Here is a 17,168-nt window from a genome sequence, read left to right on the forward strand (position 1 = left end):
GAGTTCCATGGATGCATCCGTCCTGCCCCCACCGATGGCGCTGGCCCTGGCCGCCAATTTCGGCAGCGTCGAGCGTTGGCGCGAGGAGTTCATCGCGATGGCCAGGACGCCCGGTGTCGCTTCGAGCTCCGTGCTGCTGATGTTCCAGCCGCGCGAGGGCACGCTCGTCAATCAGCAGGCGCCCGGCGGCGACGGCATACCGATCCTGGCCGTCGACAAGCAGGAAGACATCGAAGCGTTCATCGCCGCCATCGACTGGAATCCGGTGTACGAGCGCTACCAGGAGGCCGTGCATGCGGCGAGCGAGCCCTTCGGTGCGCGCCAGGACGAGGTCGCGGACGCCTTGCTGCTCGACGTGCGTCGCGCCGGCGTGTTCGAACAGGCGGCATCGATGATTCCCGGCGCCCGCTGGCGCGACCCGGCCGATGTCGGCGATTGGGCCGGCGAATTGCCCACCGACCGCGAGGTGGTCGTCTACTGCGTCTACGGCCACGAGGTGGGGCGCTCGACGGCGATGCGCCTGCGCGCCGCGGGCCTGCAGGCGCGCTACCTGCGCGGCGGTATCGACGGCTGGCAGAGCGCCGGGCAACCACTCGCCGCCAAGCCCGGCAAGCAAGGAGGGACATCATGAAGTGGGTGACCCGCGAACGCCCGAAGATCGACCGCATTGCCTGCCCCTGGTTGATCCTGCGCTTCATCGACCGCGAGGCCGAGTTCCTCTACGTGCCGGCGCCGGAGGTGCTGCGCATCGCGGCGGACACCGGCGCCACGCCCTACGACATCCCCGGGGTGGAGATGAGCCATGTCGGCGAGCTGTGCAGCTTCGACGCCTTCCTGACGAAGTACCGCCTGGACGAGCCGTCGCTGCTGCAGCTGGCCGCCATCGTTCGCGGCGCCGACACCTCGCGGCCGGACCTCACGCCGCAGTCCGCGGGGCTGTACGCCATCTCGCTCGGTCTGTCCCGCGTGTTTGCCGACGACCACGAGATGCTGCGCCACGGTTTGGTGATGTATGACGCGCTGTATGCGTGGTGCCGCGAGGGGCGCGGCGAAACCCACAACTGGCCGCCGCTGATGACGGCCTGAGGGGGCAGGGCCCGCATGGGCTAGGACCGGTGGGAGAACAGCGGCACGCCCGCCACGGGCAGCTCGGCCGACAGCACGGTCCCGGTCGCCGATTCGGTCATCACCAGCTCCCGTGTTCCCGGCCTGAACGCCACATTGGTAACGGTCTGGCCGCCCGGACTGCGCACGAAATGCGTGATCTCGCCGCGCGCATTGAGTACGAAGGCACCGCCCAGGCTCGCATGCGCCACCACCAGGCTGCCGTCGTCCGCGAGCGCCAGGCCGTCGGGTCCGCTGGTGCCGAAGAAGCTCTGGAAGGCGCCCATCTTCGAGATGCTGCCGTCGGGCAGGAGCGGCGCGCGCCACACCTGGTTACCGCGCGTGACGGCGACGAAGAGCAGCTTGCCGTCTTCGCTCACGGCGATGCCGTTGGGGCTGGGCGCGTTGGAGAGCAGCAGATCCAGCTTGCCATCGGTGCCGAGGCGATAGACGCGGCCCGTGGGATCGTGCAGGCCGGTCTGGCCCTGGTCGGTGAAGAAGAGACGGCCAGCGCTATCGAACGTCAGGTCGTTCACCCCCTTGAAGGACTCGCTGTTGCGGTGCGCAAGCACGGGCTCGATCGCTCCGCTTGCCGCATCGAGCTTCAGGATGCCGCGCCGGTAGTCGGCGATCCAGAGGCTGCCGTCGGCGTGGATCGCCATGCCGTTGGGCCAGCCTTCGTACTGCACGACCAGTTGCCAGTCGAGCACCGGCGTGATGCGGAAGATGCGGCCGTAGGGAATGTCGGTGACGTACAGGTTGCCGGCCCGGTCGAACACCGGCCCTTCGAGGAAGCTGTCCATCACATGGCCGGGCTTGTTGGCATCGACCCAGTCGGTGCGGCGCGGCTGTCGCAATGCATCGGGCAGCCGCGTCAGCACGCGGGCCTCGATGATTTCCGGCGGCTTGAAGCTCAAGCTCCACATGGCCCGCTCACTCCGGCTGCACGCCGGCGGCCTTGATGACCGCACCCCAGTCCTGCGTCTGGCTCTTCACGTAGTTCTGGAACTCGGCCACCGCCATGCCGCCGGGCGCCGCGCCCTGCTCGGCGAAGCGCTTGACCAGCTCGGGCGAGGCCAACGCCTTCTTCACCTCGGCCTGCAGCTTGTCGATGATCGGCTGCGGCGTGCCCTTGGGCGCGGCGATGCCGAACCAGTTGGTGGCGTTGAAGGCCTTCATGCCGGCCTCGGCACTGGTCGGCACATCGGCCAGTGCGTCGAGCCGTTTCGGCGAGGTGACCAGCAGCGCGCGCACCTTGCCGCCCTTGACCTGCGGGATGGCCGTGGGCGCGGCGGTGACCAGCACGTCGACCTGGCCCGACACCACGCCCAGCATCGCCTCGCCCGCGCCCTTGTAAGGCACGTGCGTGAGGGCCAGCTTGCCGTGCTGCTTGAAGAGCTCGCCGCCCAGATGGGTGGAGCTGCCGACGCCGCCCGAGCCGAAGGTGAGCTTGTCGGGACTCTTGCGCGCCGCATCGACCAGGTCCTGCACCGTCTTGTAGGGCGAGGCGGCGCCGACCACCAGCACCAGCGGCGCATCGACGATGGTGGTGACCGGCACCAGGCCGCTCGCGTGGTCCCACGGCAGCTTCTTGAACAGGTGCGGCAGCATCGCGTAGGTGGTGTCGTTGACCAGGAAGCTGCTGCCGTCCGCCGGCGCCTTGGCCACCATGTCGGAGCCGATGGTGCCGCTGGCACCGGCCTTGTTCTCGACATAGAAGGACTTGCCGGTCTGCTCCGTGAGCTTCTGCGCGATCTGGCGCGCGGCGTAGTCGGTGGTGCCGCCGGGTGCGTAGGGCACGACCAGACGCACCGGCTTGTCGGGCCAGGCGGACTGGGCCATCGCGGGCAGGACGGCGAGGGTCGCGGCGCAGGCGAGCAGCGTGCGGCGTGGGATGGAAGCCATGGGTTCAGTCTCCGGTGGTGATGTTCTGCGTCTTCAGTTCGGCGATCTGCGCGTCGCTGTAGCCGACCTCCTTCAGCAGCGCGTTCGTGTGCTCGCCGAGCAGCGGCGGCTGGATGCGGATGCCCGGGCGTTCACCGCCGAGCGTGAAGGGCATCAGCGGCACCTTCGAGGTGCTGCCGTCGTTCATGCGGATCGGCGCCAGGCCGCCGGTGGCGTTGAGGTGCGGATCGTCGAACAGCTCCTGCGGCTTGGTGATGGGCGCGAAGGGCAGCTCGTTCTTCTCGAACACGGTGCTCAGTTCGGCCGCGCTGTGGCCCGCCAGGTGCGAGCGCAGCATCGGCATCATCCAGTCGCGCGCGAGCACGCGGTCGTTGTTGGTCTTCAAACGCGGATCGGCCAGCATCTCCTCGAGGCCGAAGGCCTTGCAGAAGATGGTCCACTGCTTGTCGCTGACGGCGGCCAGGAATATCTGCTCGCCGTCCTTGACGGTGAAGACGTCGTACACGGCCCAGGCCGAGATGCGGCTGGGCATCGGATCGGCCGCTTTGCCGGTAGCGGCGAACTGCATCATGTGCTGCGCGACCAGGAAGATGTTGTTCTCGAACAGCGCCGACTGCACCTCGCAGCCGCGGCCGGTCTGCTCGCGCTGGCGCAGCGCCGCCATCGCTCCGATGGCGCCGAACATGCCGCCCATGATGTCGTTGACGCTGGTGCCGGCGCGCAGCGGGTCGCCGATGCGGCCGGTCATGTAGGCCAGGCCGCCCATCATCTGCACCACCTCGTCGAGCGCGGTGCGATGGTCGTAGGGGCCGGGCAGGAAGCCCTTGTGGCTCACGTAGATCAGGCGGGGGTTGAGCTGCTTCAGGCTCTCGTAGTCCAGCCCCAGCTTCTTCATCGTGCCGGGCTTGAAGTTCTCGCTCACGATGTCGGCGGTGGCGACGAGGCGCAGCGCAGCCTCGACGCCCTCGGGCTTCTTGAGGTCGAGCGCGATGCTCTTCTTGTTGCGGTTGAAGGTCGGGAAGAAGCCGGCGCCGGAGCCCAGCAGGCGCCGCGTGGCATCGCCTTCGATCGGCTCGACCTTGATGACCTCGGCGCCGAGATCGGCCAGCAGCATGCCGCAGGTGGGGCCCATCACCATGTGGGTGAATTCGACGACACGGACGCCTTCGTACGGCAGGGGAGCGGTGCTTTCAGACATGTGCTTTTCCTTGAATGAAGCCCTTGGGCAGGCCGGCCTCGGGCGTCATGCCGTAGACCGGCTCGCCCGGCAGGCCGGCCATGAGCGGCGCGCGCGCCGCGATGAGTTTCTCGATGTCGATGCCGGTGGCGACGCCCATGGCCTCGAACATGAAGACCAGGTCCTCGGTGACGACGTTGCCGGATGCGCCGGGCGCATAGGGACAGCCGCCGAGGCCGCCGAGCGAGGCATCGAAAGTGCGCACGCCTTCTTCGTAGGCCGCGAGGCAGTTGGCCAGGCCCAGGCCGCGCGTGTTGTGCATGTGGGCGGCGCCGGCCTTGTCGCCGAGCTCGGCGCGCAGGCGCCTGAAGAGACGGCGCACCTGCGCCGGGTTGGCATAGCCGACCGTGTCGGAGAGCCCCGATTCGTCGGCGCCCGCGGCCACGCATTGCGCGGCCAGCCAAATGACTTCGTCTTCCGGCACCTCGCCCTGCAGCGTGCAGCCGAAGGCGGTCGAGATGCCGGCCTCGAGTTTCACCTGCGGCGCGATCTCGCGGCGCAGTTCGGCGATGGCGCGCACCTCTTCGACCATCTCTTCGCGCGTCTTGCGCACATTGGCCAGCGAATGCGCGGCGCTGGCCGACACCGGCATCGTGAGCTTGTGCACGCCCGCCGCGAGCGCGGCTTCGGCGCCCTTGCGATTGGGCACCAAGGCCATCACCGTGAGGCCAGGCAGCGTGACGGCGTGGCGCACCACCTCGGCAGCGTCGGCCATCTGCGGCAGCAGGCGGGCCGGCACGAAGGAGGCAACCTCTATCTCGCGCACGCCGGCGGCGTACAGGGCTTCGATCCAGCGCAGCTTGTAGTCCGTGGGCATCGTCGCCTTGACGGACTGCAGGCCGTCGCGCGGGCCGACCTCGCTGATGAGGACATCGGGACTTGTCATCGGGCTTGTCTCCTTGAAGGGCGCTTGACAGTTCTATCTAATAGAACTAAATTCTGTTTTACAGAATTAGACCGCAGCACGCCCTCCACTGTCAACCCGAAGCCATGCCCCGCAAAGCCCACACCGAATCGGTCTCCGACCTCAACGCCGCGCCGGGCGGCGCCGCTGCGGTCGATCGGGCGCTGAGCCTACTTTCATGCTTCCAGCCCGGCGACGAGGCGCTGACGCTGGCGCAGTTCGCCGAACGCACGCAGCTCTACAAGAGCACGGTGCTGCGCCTGCTCGCCTCGCTCGAGCATGCGCGCCTGATCCGCCGGCAGGAGGACGGCCGCTATGCGCTCGGCATGGAGATCGCGCGGCTACACGGCCTTTACGCGGCCTCGCTCTCGCTCGACCGCATCGTGCCTCCGGTGCTGCGCGAGCTGGTCGCGGCCACCGGCGAGAGCGCGTCCTACCACGTGCGTCAGGACCAGGGCGACAGCTGGGCGCGCCTGTGCCTCTACCGCGTCGACTCACCTCACGTGGTACGCGACCACGTGCGCGCCGGCGACCTGCTGCCCAACGACCGCGGCGCCGGCGCCCGCATCCTGATCGCCTTCGGCCCCGAGGCCGAACGCCCGCGCGGCAGCAAGGAGCGCAAGCTCTACGACGCCATCCGCGCCCAGGGCTACTGCGCGATGGTCGGCGACCGCTCGGCCGAACTGGGCGGCATCTCGGCGCCGGTGTTCCACGCCGACGGCCGCCTGGCCGCGGCGCTCACGCTGACGATGCCGGCGCATCGCTATGACGAGCGGCACATCGAACCCGTGCGCGCCGCCGCGAGCCGACTCAGCGGGCAGGTTTGAAGGACCGGACTTTGCCGAGCGGGATCAGCGTGCTGGCGCGTTGTCGCGGAGCGCGTCAAGCACGGCCTCGTTCTGCTCAGTCAGGCCGACCGTGATGCGCAGCCAGTGCGGCAGGCCGTAGTTGTCGAGCAGCGAGACCTCGATGCCGGCGGCCAGCAGGCGCGCATGCACGGTGCGCCCCTCCCCGACCTGCACCATCACGAAGTTGCCCGACGACGGAATGGAAGCCAGCCTGAGCTCGTGCAGCCCGTTCGCGAGTTGCGCCCGCCCGATGGTGTTGAGCTGGTAGCTGCGCGCGAGAAAGGCCGCGTCAGCCAGCGCCGCCACCGCTGCGACCTGGGCCGGCATGCTCACGTTGAAGCGCGGCCGCCGTGCATTCAGGCGCGCTGCCAGCGCCGGCTGCGCGACGCCGTAGCCGATGCGCAGCCCGGCCAGCCCGTAGGCCTTGGAGAAGGTGCGCGCCACGATCAGATTCGGGAAGCGCCGCACCCAGGCGATGCTGTCGTAGCGTTGTGCCGGCGCGAGGTACTCGGTGTAGGCCTCGTCGAGCAGCACCGTGACGTGCGCCGGCACCGCCTGCAGGAATTCGAGCAGCGGGCCTGCTTCGATGAAGGTGCCGGTCGGGTTGTTGGGATTGGCCACGAAGACCAGGCGCGTGTCTTCGCCGATGGCCGCCCGCATGGCGTCGAGGTCGTGGCCGAAATCGCACGCCGGCACCACGGTGCTTCTCGCATGGGCATGGGCCGCCGCCTGCGCATAGACGATGAAGCCGTATTGCGAATAGACCACGCCTTCGCCGGGCTTGACGCTCACCTGCGCCGCCAGCTCGAGGATCTCGCTCGAGCCGCTGCCCAGCGTCAGCCAGTCCATCGGCACGTCCAGCCGCGAGGCCAGCGCATGCTTGAGCGCGGTGCCGTTGCTGTCGGGATAGTTGCCCGCGCCTTCCAGCGCTGCTGCGGCGGCGCGGCGCGCCGATTCGGGCATGCCGAGCGGGTTTTCGTTGGATGCCAGCAGGATCATCGCTTCAAATCGTAATTATTTAAGAAGTTAAATTATCCGGGGCATGTACATCGCTCCTATCAGGGCCTACCCTTTGAGCCGAAGCCTGGGCGGGCCGCGATTACCTTCAATTTGGTCATTGATAAAACCCGCTCACGGCTCTTACTGATCAGCCAGGTATCGAATAAAGTCTTCGGCTGCATTCGATTTCAAGGAGTAGAGAACATGACCGCCCGCACCACCGTCCACGGCCTCCAGGTCGCCGACGAGCTCCATCGCTTCATCGAAGACAAGGTGCTGCCCGCCACCGGCGTGGCCAGCGCGACCTTCTGGAAGGGCTTCGACGCGATCGTCGGCGAGCTCGCGCCGAAGAACATCGCGCTCCTGGCCGAACGCGACCGGCTGCAGTCCGAGATGGACGCCTGGCACAAGGCCCACCCCGGTCCGATCGCCGACATGCCGGCGTATCGCACCTTCCTCGAGAAGATCGGCTACCTGCTGCCGCAACCCAAGGACGTGAAGGCCAGCACCGCCAACGTCGACGCCGAACTCGCGCTGCAGGCCGGCCCGCAGTTGGTGGTGCCTATCCTCAATGCGCGCTACGCGCTCAACGCCGCCAACGCACGCTGGGGCTCGCTGTACGACGCGCTCTACGGCACCGATGCTATCCCCGAGACCGGCGGCGCCGAGAAGGGCAAGGGCTACAACCCGGCGCGCGGCGCCAAGGTGATCGCCTTCGCGCGCGGCGTGCTCGACCAGGCGGCCCCGCTCGAGAACGGCTCGCACAAGAACGCGACCGGCTACTCGGTCAAGGACGGCCAGCTCGTGGTGGCGCTGCAAAGCAGCAGCACCCACCTCGCCGACCCAGCGCAGTTCGCCGGCTACCAGGGCGACGCGGCGGCGCCGAAGTCGGTGCTCATCAAGCACAACGGCATCCATATCGACATCCAGATCGACCGCACGACCGCCATCGGCAAGACCGACCCCGCCGGCATCAGCGATGTGGTGCTCGAAGCCGCGCTCTCCACCATCCTCGACCTCGAGGACTCGGTGGCCGTGGTCGATGCCGCCGACAAGGTGCTCGCCTACTCGAACTGGCTCGGCATCCTGCAGGGCACGCTGACCGAGGAAGTCGCCAAGGGCGGCAAGACCTTCACGCGCGGCCTGAACCCCGACCGCGAATACACAGGCGCCGACGGCCGGCCGGTCAGCCTGCACGGCCGCTCGCTGATGTTCGTGCGCAACGTGGGCCACCTGATGACCAATCCGGCCATCCTCTATGGCGGCGGCAAGGAGATTCCGGAAGGGATCATGGACGCGGTGATCACCACCACCATCGCCACCGTCGACCTGAAGCGCAAGGGCAACTCGCGCACCGGCTCCGTCTACATCGTGAAGCCGAAGATGCACGGCCCGGCCGAAGTGGCCTTCGCGAGCGAGCTCTTCGGCCGCGTCGAAGAGATGCTGGGCCTGCCGGCCAACACCGTGAAGCTCGGCATCATGGACGAGGAGCGCCGCACCAGCGTCAACCTCAAGGCCTGCATCGCCGAGGCGGCCGCGCGCGTGGCCTTCATCAACACCGGCTTCCTCGACCGCACCGGCGACGAGATGCACACCGCCATGCACGCCGGCCCGATGCTGCGCAAGGGCGACATGAAGACCACGCCGTGGATCCAGGCCTACGAGAAGAACAACGTGCTGGTGGGCCTGTCGTGCGGCCTGCGCGGCAAGGCGCAGATCGGCAAGGGCATGTGGGCCATGCCCGACCTGATGGCCGCGATGCTGGAACAGAAGATCGGCCATCCCAAGGCCGGCGCCAACACCGCCTGGGTGCCCTCGCCCACTGCCGCCACGCTGCACGCGCTGCACTACCACCAGGTGAGCGTGGCGAATGTCCAGAAGGAGCTGGAGAAGATCGACGCCAACGCCGAGCGCGACAACATCCTGGGCGACCTGCTCAAGGTGCCGGTCGTGCCCGAAGCGAAGTGGTCGGCCGAGGAGCGCCAGCAGGAGCTCGACAACAACGTGCAGGGCATCCTCGGCTACGTGGTGCGCTGGATCGACCAGGGCGTCGGCTGCTCCAAGGTGCCCGACATCCACAACGTGGGCCTGATGGAAGACCGCGCCACGCTGCGCATCTCGAGCCAGCACATCGCCAACTGGCTGCTGCACGGCGTGGTGACCAAAGAGCAGGTCGACGCCACCTTCCAGCGCATGGCCGCGGTGGTCGACGGGCAGAACGCCGGCGATCCGCTCTACCAGAACATGGCCGGCAACTTCGCGACCTCGGCCGCGTACAAGGCGGCGCAGGAGCTGGTGTTCAAGGGCATCGCGCAGCCGAGCGGCTACACGGAGCCGCTGTTGCATGCTTGGCGGTTGAAGGTGAAGGGCGAGGCCTGACGCCGAGTCTTCAGGCGCCGCCGGCCAGGCGCGACTGCACCTCCCGGCGGCTGAGCTGCCGCTTGGCGACCGCGTACACGCAGTCCTGTCCATACATGGCGCGCGTCGCCGGCACACCGGGCGCCGGCGGCTGGCGCGCGTGCGCGCGGGTCACCTTGCAGCGGCGCAGCACGTCATAGCGCTCTGCCGTCGCTCCCGTGCCGAGCGGCAGCGGCGCGAGCCTCACTTCGAACCAGCAACCATCGACCCGATGCCACTGCGTGACGCTGTCGATTACGTGGTACTCGGCATAGGGTTGGTCCGTGTGCCGCTGCGCCCGTCGCGCCCGCTCCTGCTGCCGCGCCTTGTGCTGGCCTCGATTCGGCAACAACACGCCGGTGACGGGGTGAACGAACAGTTCGGTGTATGAATGCTCGCGCACCGGCACCCACGCCGGAGGTCCAGGCCAACGGCGCCAGACCATCACCATGCCATCGATCCATCGCGTCTCGCGTTCGACGAACTGGTCGACGTGCTGATGGACGTGGGCCTGCACCGTGTTGCGACGGTCGATGCCCCTGCACAGCTCGGAATACACCGCGTCCCACGGCCGGTGCGCCTGCTTGTGCAACCAGCGCTTGAGCGGCGCGAGGTTCTCGTTGAAACCCTTGGGGTGCGCGTATCCGCGCTGCATGCCCAAGTGCGCGCCGCGATCCCTGCTGTTGCGCCAGATGCGCCCGTCGCCCTGCACGCCGCCGCCGCGACGGGGGCGCTCGACGATGACCTTGTCCATGTCCTCGCGCATCTCAAGGCTCCTCGATCCATCGCACGGCTTTTTGCAAGGCCACGCGTTGCGCGCGCCGTTCGGCGCGGCGGCTGCGCAAGTGCCGGCCTGCACCCTGGCTCGACGCGCGATGCGCCATCGCGGCAACCACGGGGTTGCGCGGCGCCGGCGCGGCCGGCAGCGGAAAGTAAAAACGGGCGAGACGTTTGTCGTCGTCACGCGCCCTGCGTCGCGAACTCATATCCGCACTCCAAAAAACAAAGCCCCGGCAGATGGCTGCGCCGGGGCCGTTGTGTCGACGGGCCGCGGCGGGACGTATGCACGTCCGGCCGGGGCGGTCGGAGTGCGGGTCAGAAGTTCAGAAAACGGTTCATGGAAAGTAAAGCTCGTCAGGGAGGTTGATCGTCACCGGACGCACAGCAAACGCTTGCTGAAACGAAGCGCGGATTGTGGCGAGACCGGCCACCGCCTGCAAGCGCAGAGCCGGTGGTTGTGGCGCGAAGACGACGGCGGTTGCGTTCGTGTGGCTACTCGGACTGCGCGCGCGCCCGCGCGCGCTCCAGCGTCCGTCCTACCTCGGCCGGATCCATCCCATACATCTCCGCGAACTCCGCCACGCTGCGCCCGCTGGCCTCGAAGGCACGCAGCAGCGCCTCGCGCTTGGCGGTGCGCGCACCCCATTCGGCGAAGGCCTCGTCGAGCACGGCGTTCGATGCCTCGTCGTTCGTGCGAACGACGAGCATGTATTCCTCGCGCGAGAGGCCCGAGGCTTCGATGGCTTCGACCAGCCGCGCGCGCAGTTGGGGCCGCAAGTCGTCGGCCGTGCGCGCCTGGCGCCGGCGGAACACTTCGAGGATCGCGTGGTGAACATGCTCGGGCGCGACGTCTTCCACTGGCAAGCCGTTCAGGTCATGGCGCTTCTCGCCCGCGGCCACCGCCTCGAGATAGCGGGTGGAGCGCGCATGAAGGCCCAGCGCGATCTTCAGGTCCTCTTTCTTGAATTCGTCGGGGTGCAGCGCCAGCAGGTCCTGGAACACGCCGAGCTTGAGCGGCAGGAAACGCGCGCCGAACATCTTCGGGTAGAGCTCGAACAGGCGTTCGAGCACGGGGTTCACCTTGCGCGGACGCGGCGGGGCCTTGGGCGCCTTGGCGTCCTGGGACTGGGGCTTGCGGCGGGGGCGGCCGCCTTCCTTCTTCTTGTTTTCGGTGGTCGGTGCGGGAGCGGTGTCGGTCATCAGAAAAAACTTTTCTCTCGATATGGTTGCCCCGGACTGTAATGCCGCGTGGTCTCCTTCCTACAGGACTGCGCGCCGGGTGCCGACCCGGCGCATGCACAGGGGTCGCCTAAGTTGAACGCAGCTGGTCATTCGGGCCGGCGCATTCCATCGAACCCTCAGTCTGTCCTCAAGGAGTAATCGCATGAACGCACGCAAGCATCTTCTCGCCGTCCTCGCGCTAGGCGCCAGCGGCTTTGCCTTCGCGCAGGCCACGCCACCGACGACCGCATCGCCCAACCCGCCCACCGCAGCCGGCCAGCAAAGTCCTGCGGGCGGCCCGATGGGCTCGACCGGCACCTCCGTGGCGCAAGCTCAGACGCCGACGAGCCCGGGCACGACCACAAGCCCGAGCCAAAGCCAGGCACCTGCAGCCATGCCCGCGCCCAGCACCGACACCACGACGCCGGCACCGATGTCTCCGCCGCGCGCAGACCGCAACTGAGGTGCTGTGAGATAGCATTTTTCGCCACGAGCCGGGCTGCATGCCCGGCTTTTTCAGTCCATTCGGAGTCGACGCATTGAAGCGCTTCACCTCTTTCGTCCTTTGTCTGGCGGCTTGCTCGGCTGCCGTCGCAGCAGCGGATGCGCCCGCCGAGATCGCGCAGTTCGCGCAGCGCGCGGTGGCCACGGGCGACAGCGCCCAGCGGCCGTTCGCGATCGTGGACAAGCGCAACGCGAGGGTGTTCGTGTTCGATGCCGATGGCCGCCTGCGCGGCGACGCGCCGGTGCTGCTGGGCCTGGCCCGCGGCGATCGATCGGTGCCGGGCATCGGCGAACGCAAGATGTCGGAGATCCGCCCCGAGGAGCGCACCACGCCGGCCGGCCGCTTCGTCTCCGAGCCGGGGCGCAACATGCAGGGCGAAGACATCGTCTGGGTCGACTACGGCGCGGCCGTGTCGATGCACCGTGTGCGCGCCACCGAGAAGTCCGAGCGCCGCCTCGAACGCCTGGCTTCTCCCGGCGTCGACGACAACCGCATTTCCTACGGCTGTATCAATGTGCCGGCCGATTTCTACGACGCGTATGTGAAACCTGCACTCGGTGCCTCGCGCGGCCTGGTCTATGTGCTGCCAGAGACCGCTCCCGCCGCCGAACTGTTCAGCTTCGCGGCCGATGCGCGCTGAACCTCAAGCGCGCTGCGCCGCCTCGGCCTCGGCGCGCAGCCAGCGCACGAAATCTTGCGCGTCGGCATTGCCGGCCGCGCGGCGCGAACTCTCGATGAAGTAGGCGCGACGCGATGCAGCGCCTTCGCTGAAGGGCGCCACCAACTGCCCGCTCTGCACCAGCTCGCGCAACAGCGGCAGGCGGCCGATCACCACGCCCTGCCCAGCCACGGCGGCCGCCACCGCGTCGGTGTACTGGGTGAAGCGCATGGTGTTCTTCATGCGCAGTTCGGGCAGGCCCATCACCTCGAACCAGGGCTCCCAATCGACAGTGGGCGCCTCGCTGTGCTTCGGCATCTCGATGGTCAGCAAGGTCTGGTCCGCCAGATCGTCCGGCACCCGCAGCAGGTCGGCCACCTGCGGCGCGCACAGGGGCATCACCGACTCCTCGAACAGCGCCGGCCCGGTGCCGCGTTCGATCGGCACGAAGCGCACCGCGATGTCGAGACGGCTGCGCTCCAGGTCGAGCACCTCGAGCGTGGCCGAGAGCCGCACGTCGACCAGCGGATGGTTGGCCGTGAAGCGCGCCAAGCGCGGGATGAGCCAGAAGGACGCGAAGCCCGGCGTACAGGTGATCGCAACCTGGCGCGGCGCCGGCGCGGCGCGCAGGCGCGCGGTGGCGTCGCGCAGCCGCTCCAGGCTTTCGACCACGGCGCGCTGCAATACGCCGCCGGCCTCCGTCAGCGCCAGCGCTCGATGGCGGCGCTCGAACAGCAGCACGCCGAGGCTGGCTTCCAGCTGCTGGATCTGGCGGCTGACTGCCGACTGGGTGAGAAAAAGCTCGCCGGCCGCCTGGGTGAAGCTCAGCGTGCGCGCCGCCGCCTCGAAGCTGCGCAGCAGCTCCAGGGGCGGCAGGTCGGCCGCGGCGGAAAAGAGTTTCGCATTCTCAACACGCATGCAACGAGTTCCGGATGACCGTGTGACGTACAGGGACTCACTCACTATATTCATTCTCATACCGAATGCAAAGGAGTCCGCCATGACAACCGACACCAGCCGCTTCCACCTGAGCCTGGCGAAGCGCGCCATCTTCACCCTGCCCGACGCAGCCGGCGTCGGCATCGAGTGCCGCAGCGGCACCGTCTGGGTCACGCTCGACAACGATCCGCGCGACGTGGTGCTGGAGCCCGGCGAGCGCTTCGAAGGCGATTCGCACCGGCGCATGTTGGTGTCGGCGCTGGAGCCGTCGTGCATCACCGTCTCCGGCTCGCGGCCGGCGGCGCTGCCGGCACATTCGGCCAAGTCGCGCGAACGGTCGCCTTGGCGACTCCGGCCCCACGGGATGTCCCCGGCTTGACCATGGGGGCCCGAGCGTAGAACTATCGACGCTCGTGGCCCTGGATGCACCTATGCACGCCGTCCCTCGGGACGGCGTTTTGCTTGGGAGGCGCCGGCCATCGACTTTCTTCTAAGGAATTCACATGGCAGAGGCATACATCGTGGCCGCCGCGCGCACCGCAGGCGGCCGCCGCGGCGGCAAGCTCGCGGGCTGGCATCCGGCGGATCTGGCGGCGCAGGTGCTCGACGCGCTGGTGGCGAAAAGCGGCATCGACCCGGCCGCGGTGGAGGACCTGATCCTCGGCTGCGTGAGCCAGGTCGGCGAGCAGGCGAGCAATGTGGCGCGCAATGCGGTGCTGGCCTCGAAGCTGCCCGAATCGGTGCCGGGCACCTCGGTCGACCGCCAATGCGGCTCCTCGCAGCAGGCGCTGCACTTCGCGGCGCAGGCCGTGATGGCGGGCAGCATGGATGCGGTGATCGCGGGCGGCGTCGAGAGCATGACGCGCGTGCCGATGTTCACGCCCAATTCGCTGCCGGCCAAGGCGGGGCTCGGGACCTACGCCAGCCCCGGGATGCAGCGGCGCTACCCGGGCGTGGAGTTCAGCCAGTTCGTCGGCGCGGAGATGATCGCGAAGAAGTACGGGATCGATAAGGATGCGCTCGACCGCTATGCGCTGGAGAGCCACCGCCGCGCGATCGCCGCGACCCGCGAAGCCTTGTTCAAGGACGAAATCTTGCCCGTAGAGATCCGGCTGGCCGACGGCTCGGCCTCGGGCGAGATGCACACGATCGACGAAGGCATCCGCTTCGATGCCACGCTCGAAGCGATTGCGGGCGTGAAGCTGATCGCCGAAGGCGGCCGCTGCACCGCAGCCACCGCAAGCCAGATCTGCGACGGCGCGAGCGCGCTGCTGGTGGTCAACGAGCGCGGCCTGAAATCACTGGGCGTGAAGCCCCTGGCACGCATCCACCACATGAGCGTGCTGGGCCACGACCCGGTGATCATGCTGGAGGCGCCGATCCCCGCGACCGCGCGTGCGCTCAAGAAGGCCGGCATGAAGATCGAGGACATCGATCTCTACGAAGTCAACGAGGCCTTCGCGCCGGTGCCGCTGGCCTGGCTGCAGACCCTGGGCGCCGACCCGGCGAAGCTCAACGTGAACGGGGGCGCGATCGCGCTCGGCCACCCGCTGGGCGCCTCGGGCACCAAGCTCATGACCACGCTGATCCATGCGCTCGGACAGCGCGGCAAGCGCTATGGGCTGCAGACCATGTGCGAGGGCGGCGGGATGGCCAACGTGACGATCATCGAAAGACTCTGATGTCGACCGTCCTCTGGGATCTTGAAAACAGCGTAGCGACGCTGACGCTGAACCTTCCACACAAGCTCAACCCGATCGCGCTCGACCTTCAGCACGAACTGCGTGGGGCCTTCGCCCGCGTGCGCGAGGACCGCAGCGTGCGCGCCGTCGTGCTCACCGGCGCCGGCAAGGCCTTCTGCGTGGGCGCGGACCTGAGCGCGATGCGCGCGCCCGAAGCCGGCGAGACGCTCGGCGACCAGACGGCGAAATGGATGCAATCGGTCAGCAACCCGCTGATCGAGGAGATGCGCGCGCTGCCGGTGCCGGTGGTGTGCGCGGTCAACGGCGCCGCGGCGGGCGCCGGGGTCGGCCTCGCGCTCGCGGGCGATGTGACCCTCGCGGCGAAGAGCGCCTACTTCTACCTCTCCTTCCTGCCCAAGCTGGGCATCGTGCCCGACCTGGGCTGCACCTGGTTCATCCCGCGCCTCGTGGGCCCGGCGCACGCGATGGGCATGAGCCTGCTCGACGAGCGGCTGCCGGCGGAACGCGCGGCGCAGTGGGGCCTGATCTGGGCCTGCGTCGAGGACGATCTGCTGCTGCTCGAAGCGCAGCAGATCGCCGAGCGCCTGGCGCGCCTGCCCGCGCATGCGGTGCTCGAAGCGCGCAAGGCCTTCGAGGCCTCGGCGCGGCATACGCTGCCGGAGCAGCTGCGCTACGAAAGCGAACGCCAGCGCGAGCTCCTGAACCGGCCCGAATTCGGCGAGGGCGTGAGCGCCTTCCTGCAGAAACGTGCACCCACCTTTCCGGGCCGCGAGTCATGATCGAACGCACCCTCTTCGGCCCCGACCACGAAGCCTTCCGCGACAGCTTCCGCCGCTTCATGGACAGGGAGATCGCGCCTTTCCACGAGGCCTGGGAAGAGCAGGGCTACGTCGCGCGCGAGGTCTGGAACAAGGCCGGCGCGAACGGCTTTCTCTGCATGGCGCTGCCCGACGAATACGGCGGTGCGGGCGCCGACCTGCTCTATTCGGTGATCCAGTTCGAGGAGGTCTGGGCGCGCGGCTTCACCGGCATCGGCTTCGGGCTGCACAGCGAGATCGTGGCGCCCTACATCCTGCGCTACGGCACCGAGGCACAGAAGAAGAACTACCTGCCGAAGCTCGCGAGCGGCGAGATGATCGGCGCCATTGCGATGAGCGAGCCGGCCGCCGGCAGCGACCTGCAGGCCGTGCGCACCACCGCCATCCAGCAGCCCGACGGCAGCTACCTGATGAACGGCAGCAAGACCTTCATCACCAACGGCTGGCATGCGGACCTCGTGATCGTGGTCGCCAAGACCGACCCCGCAGGCGGCGCCAAGGGCACCAGCCTGTTCCTGTTGGAGCGCGGCATGGCTGGCTTCGAAAAGGGCCAGCGTCTCAAGAAGCTGGGCCTGAAGGCGCAGGACACCTCGGAGCTCTTCTTCAACGACGTGCGCCTGCCGGCCGAGGCGCTGCTCGGCGGCGCCGCGCAGGAGAACCGCGGCTTCGTCTGCCTGATGGAGCAACTGCCGTGGGAGCGGCTGCAGATCGCGATCAGCGCGGTGGCCGCTGCGCAGGCCGCGATCGAGCACACCGTGGCCTATGTGAAGGAGCGCAAGGTCTTCGGCCAGCCCGTGGCGGCGTATCAGAACACGCGCTACACGCTGGCCGAGCTGCAGACCGAGGTGCAGGTGGCGCAGGTCTTCGTCGACAAATGCATCGAGCTTCTGATGCAGGAAAAACTCGACACCGCGACCGCGAGCATGGCCAAGTACTGGACCACCGACCTGCAGTGCAAGGTGATGGACGAGTGCGTGCAACTGCACGGCGGCTACGGCTACATGTGGGAGTACCCGGTGACGCGCGCCTACGCCGATGCGCGGGTGCAGCGCATCTATGGCGGCACCAACGAGATCATGAAAGAGGTGATCACGCGGGCGATGGGGTTGCCGGGGCGCTGAGGGGAAGCGCTTGTTTTAGTCCCAATTTG

At 68.2% G+C, this 17,168-nt stretch carries 19 protein-coding genes; 10 read left to right on the top strand and 9 right to left on the bottom strand.

The window, feature by feature from the left end:
* The first annotated feature begins 7 nt into the window (after positions 1-7).
* A complete protein-coding gene (locus tag ACSQ89_RS27405) occupies positions 8-631 on the top strand; it encodes a rhodanese-like domain-containing protein (RefSeq protein ID WP_436292161.1) in 624 nt (207 codons plus the stop codon).
* Positions 628-1,086 (top strand): chromate resistance protein ChrB domain-containing protein, encoded by a 459-nt coding sequence (locus ACSQ89_RS27410; protein WP_093109977.1) that lies wholly within the window; start codon positions 628-630, stop codon positions 1,084-1,086. Before ACSQ89_RS27405 ends, ACSQ89_RS27410 begins: the two co-directional genes overlap by 4 nt.
* A gap of 20 nt (positions 1,087-1,106) precedes the next feature.
* On the opposite strand, the gene ACSQ89_RS27415 is transcribed toward ACSQ89_RS27410, so the two are convergent.
* The 4 genes from ACSQ89_RS27415 to ACSQ89_RS27430 are packed head-to-tail and all read right to left on the bottom strand — an operon-like array spanning position 1,107 to position 5,132.
* Complete coding sequence (locus tag ACSQ89_RS27415) at positions 1,107-2,030, bottom strand: SMP-30/gluconolactonase/LRE family protein (protein ID WP_436292160.1); 924 nt, start codon at positions 2,028-2,030, stop codon at positions 1,107-1,109.
* Positions 2,031-2,037: 7 nt separating this feature from the next.
* Positions 2,038-3,009: a Bug family tripartite tricarboxylate transporter substrate binding protein gene (locus ACSQ89_RS27420; protein ID WP_436292159.1), complete on the bottom strand. Its 972-nt coding sequence runs from the start codon at positions 3,007-3,009 to the stop codon at positions 2,038-2,040.
* A 4-nt stretch (positions 3,010-3,013) separates the two neighbouring features.
* Positions 3,014-4,207: a CaiB/BaiF CoA transferase family protein gene (locus ACSQ89_RS27425; RefSeq protein WP_436292158.1), complete on the bottom strand. Its 1,194-nt coding sequence runs from the start codon at positions 4,205-4,207 to the stop codon at positions 3,014-3,016.
* Positions 4,200-5,132, bottom strand: coding sequence for a hydroxymethylglutaryl-CoA lyase (locus ACSQ89_RS27430; protein ID WP_436292157.1), 933 nt, complete (start codon positions 5,130-5,132; stop codon positions 4,200-4,202). Before ACSQ89_RS27430 ends, ACSQ89_RS27425 begins: the two co-directional genes overlap by 8 nt.
* Positions 5,133-5,236: 104 nt before the next feature.
* Here ACSQ89_RS27430 and ACSQ89_RS27435 point away from each other — a divergent pair, with 104 nt between their 5' ends.
* Complete coding sequence (locus ACSQ89_RS27435; RefSeq protein WP_093109972.1) at positions 5,237-5,977, top strand: IclR family transcriptional regulator; 741 nt, start codon at positions 5,237-5,239, stop codon at positions 5,975-5,977.
* Between the two features lie 24 nt (positions 5,978-6,001).
* Here ACSQ89_RS27435 and hisC read toward each other — a convergent pair whose 3' ends face one another.
* Positions 6,002-6,997 carry a histidinol-phosphate transaminase gene (gene hisC / locus ACSQ89_RS27440; RefSeq protein WP_436292156.1) on the bottom strand — a complete coding sequence of 332 codons (996 nt, stop codon included), beginning with the start codon at positions 6,995-6,997 and terminating at the stop codon, positions 6,002-6,004.
* 204 nt (positions 6,998-7,201) lie between these two features.
* Between hisC and ACSQ89_RS27445 the strand changes: the two genes are divergently transcribed.
* On the top strand, positions 7,202-9,376 hold the full coding sequence (locus tag ACSQ89_RS27445) for a malate synthase G (protein ID WP_436292155.1): 2,175 nt from the start codon (positions 7,202-7,204) through the stop codon (positions 9,374-9,376).
* 10 nt (positions 9,377-9,386) lie between these two features.
* On the opposite strand, the gene ACSQ89_RS27450 is transcribed toward ACSQ89_RS27445, so the two are convergent.
* The 3 genes from ACSQ89_RS27450 to ACSQ89_RS27460 form a co-directional block, all read right to left on the bottom strand.
* On the bottom strand, positions 9,387-10,160 hold the full coding sequence (locus ACSQ89_RS27450) for a hypothetical protein (RefSeq protein WP_436292154.1): 774 nt from the start codon (positions 10,158-10,160) through the stop codon (positions 9,387-9,389).
* A gap of 1 nt (position 10,161) precedes the next feature.
* Positions 10,162-10,380 (bottom strand): hypothetical protein, encoded by a 219-nt coding sequence (locus ACSQ89_RS27455; protein ID WP_093109968.1) that lies wholly within the window; start codon positions 10,378-10,380, stop codon positions 10,162-10,164.
* A 286-nt stretch (positions 10,381-10,666) separates the two neighbouring features.
* A complete protein-coding gene (locus ACSQ89_RS27460) occupies positions 10,667-11,374 on the bottom strand; it encodes a ProQ/FINO family protein (protein ID WP_093109967.1) in 708 nt (235 codons plus the stop codon).
* Between the two features lie 184 nt (positions 11,375-11,558).
* Between ACSQ89_RS27460 and ACSQ89_RS27465 the strand changes: the two genes are divergently transcribed.
* Together ACSQ89_RS27465 and ACSQ89_RS27470 are read left to right on the top strand one after the other, a co-directional pair.
* On the top strand, positions 11,559-11,858 hold the full coding sequence (locus ACSQ89_RS27465) for a proteophosphoglycan ppg4 (RefSeq protein WP_212733695.1): 300 nt from the start codon (positions 11,559-11,561) through the stop codon (positions 11,856-11,858).
* 76 nt (positions 11,859-11,934) lie between these two features.
* Entirely contained in the window at positions 11,935-12,540 is a 606-nt protein-coding gene (locus ACSQ89_RS27470; RefSeq protein WP_436292153.1) for a L,D-transpeptidase, read from the top strand.
* A gap of 3 nt (positions 12,541-12,543) precedes the next feature.
* Here the strand turns inward: ACSQ89_RS27470 and ACSQ89_RS27475 are convergent, their stop codons facing one another.
* Positions 12,544-13,476 carry a LysR substrate-binding domain-containing protein gene (locus tag ACSQ89_RS27475; protein WP_436292152.1) on the bottom strand — a complete coding sequence of 311 codons (933 nt, stop codon included), beginning with the start codon at positions 13,474-13,476 and terminating at the stop codon, positions 12,544-12,546.
* Positions 13,477-13,558: 82 nt separating this feature from the next.
* On the opposite strand from ACSQ89_RS27475, the gene ACSQ89_RS27480 reads away from it, so the two are divergent.
* From ACSQ89_RS27480 to ACSQ89_RS27495, 4 genes are all read left to right on the top strand, one after another.
* A complete protein-coding gene (locus tag ACSQ89_RS27480) occupies positions 13,559-13,876 on the top strand; it encodes a DUF2917 domain-containing protein (RefSeq protein WP_093109964.1) in 318 nt (105 codons plus the stop codon).
* Between the two features lie 124 nt (positions 13,877-14,000).
* Positions 14,001-15,179, top strand: coding sequence for an acetyl-CoA C-acetyltransferase (locus ACSQ89_RS27485; protein WP_093109963.1), 1,179 nt, complete (start codon positions 14,001-14,003; stop codon positions 15,177-15,179).
* On the top strand, positions 15,179-15,979 hold the full coding sequence (locus tag ACSQ89_RS27490; protein WP_093109962.1) for an enoyl-CoA hydratase-related protein: 801 nt from the start codon (positions 15,179-15,181) through the stop codon (positions 15,977-15,979). Before ACSQ89_RS27485 ends, ACSQ89_RS27490 begins: the two co-directional genes overlap by 1 nt.
* On the top strand, positions 15,976-17,139 hold the full coding sequence (locus tag ACSQ89_RS27495) for an acyl-CoA dehydrogenase family protein (protein WP_436292151.1): 1,164 nt from the start codon (positions 15,976-15,978) through the stop codon (positions 17,137-17,139). Before ACSQ89_RS27490 ends, ACSQ89_RS27495 begins: the two co-directional genes overlap by 4 nt.
* The last annotated feature ends 29 nt before the right edge of the window (positions 17,140-17,168 follow it).

Source organism: Variovorax sp. LjRoot175, assembly GCF_964253805.1.
Lineage (GTDB): Bacteria > Pseudomonadota > Gammaproteobacteria > Burkholderiales > Burkholderiaceae_C > Variovorax.

Bases quoted from the DNA above. Each gene is read 5' to 3' on its own strand.
- ACSQ89_RS27405 (WP_436292161.1), top strand. From the start codon at position 8: ATGGATGCATCCGTCCTGCCCCCACCGATGGCGCTGGCCCTGGCCGCC.
- ACSQ89_RS27410 (WP_093109977.1), top strand. From the start codon at position 628: ATGAAGTGGGTGACCCGCGAACGCCCGAAGATCGACCGCATTGCCTGC.
- ACSQ89_RS27415 (WP_436292160.1), bottom strand. From the start codon at position 2,030: ATGTGGAGCTTGAGCTTCAAGCCGCCGGAAATCATCGAGGCCCGCGTG.
- ACSQ89_RS27420 (WP_436292159.1), bottom strand. From the start codon at position 3,009: ATGGCTTCCATCCCACGCCGCACGCTGCTCGCCTGCGCCGCGACCCTC.
- ACSQ89_RS27425 (WP_436292158.1), bottom strand. From the start codon at position 4,207: ATGTCTGAAAGCACCGCTCCCCTGCCGTACGAAGGCGTCCGTGTCGTC.
- ACSQ89_RS27430 (WP_436292157.1), bottom strand. From the start codon at position 5,132: ATGACAAGTCCCGATGTCCTCATCAGCGAGGTCGGCCCGCGCGACGGC.
- ACSQ89_RS27435 (WP_093109972.1), top strand. From the start codon at position 5,237: ATGCCCCGCAAAGCCCACACCGAATCGGTCTCCGACCTCAACGCCGCG.
- hisC (WP_436292156.1), bottom strand. From the start codon at position 6,997: ATGATCCTGCTGGCATCCAACGAAAACCCGCTCGGCATGCCCGAATCG.
- ACSQ89_RS27445 (WP_436292155.1), top strand. From the start codon at position 7,202: ATGACCGCCCGCACCACCGTCCACGGCCTCCAGGTCGCCGACGAGCTC.
- ACSQ89_RS27450 (WP_436292154.1), bottom strand. From the start codon at position 10,160: ATGCGCGAGGACATGGACAAGGTCATCGTCGAGCGCCCCCGTCGCGGC.
- ACSQ89_RS27455 (WP_093109968.1), bottom strand. From the start codon at position 10,380: ATGAGTTCGCGACGCAGGGCGCGTGACGACGACAAACGTCTCGCCCGT.
- ACSQ89_RS27460 (WP_093109967.1), bottom strand. From the start codon at position 11,374: ATGACCGACACCGCTCCCGCACCGACCACCGAAAACAAGAAGAAGGAA.
- ACSQ89_RS27465 (WP_212733695.1), top strand. From the start codon at position 11,559: ATGAACGCACGCAAGCATCTTCTCGCCGTCCTCGCGCTAGGCGCCAGC.
- ACSQ89_RS27475 (WP_436292152.1), bottom strand. From the start codon at position 13,476: ATGCGTGTTGAGAATGCGAAACTCTTTTCCGCCGCGGCCGACCTGCCG.
- ACSQ89_RS27480 (WP_093109964.1), top strand. From the start codon at position 13,559: ATGACAACCGACACCAGCCGCTTCCACCTGAGCCTGGCGAAGCGCGCC.
- ACSQ89_RS27485 (WP_093109963.1), top strand. From the start codon at position 14,001: ATGGCAGAGGCATACATCGTGGCCGCCGCGCGCACCGCAGGCGGCCGC.
- ACSQ89_RS27490 (WP_093109962.1), top strand. From the start codon at position 15,179: ATGTCGACCGTCCTCTGGGATCTTGAAAACAGCGTAGCGACGCTGACG.
- ACSQ89_RS27495 (WP_436292151.1), top strand. From the start codon at position 15,976: ATGATCGAACGCACCCTCTTCGGCCCCGACCACGAAGCCTTCCGCGAC.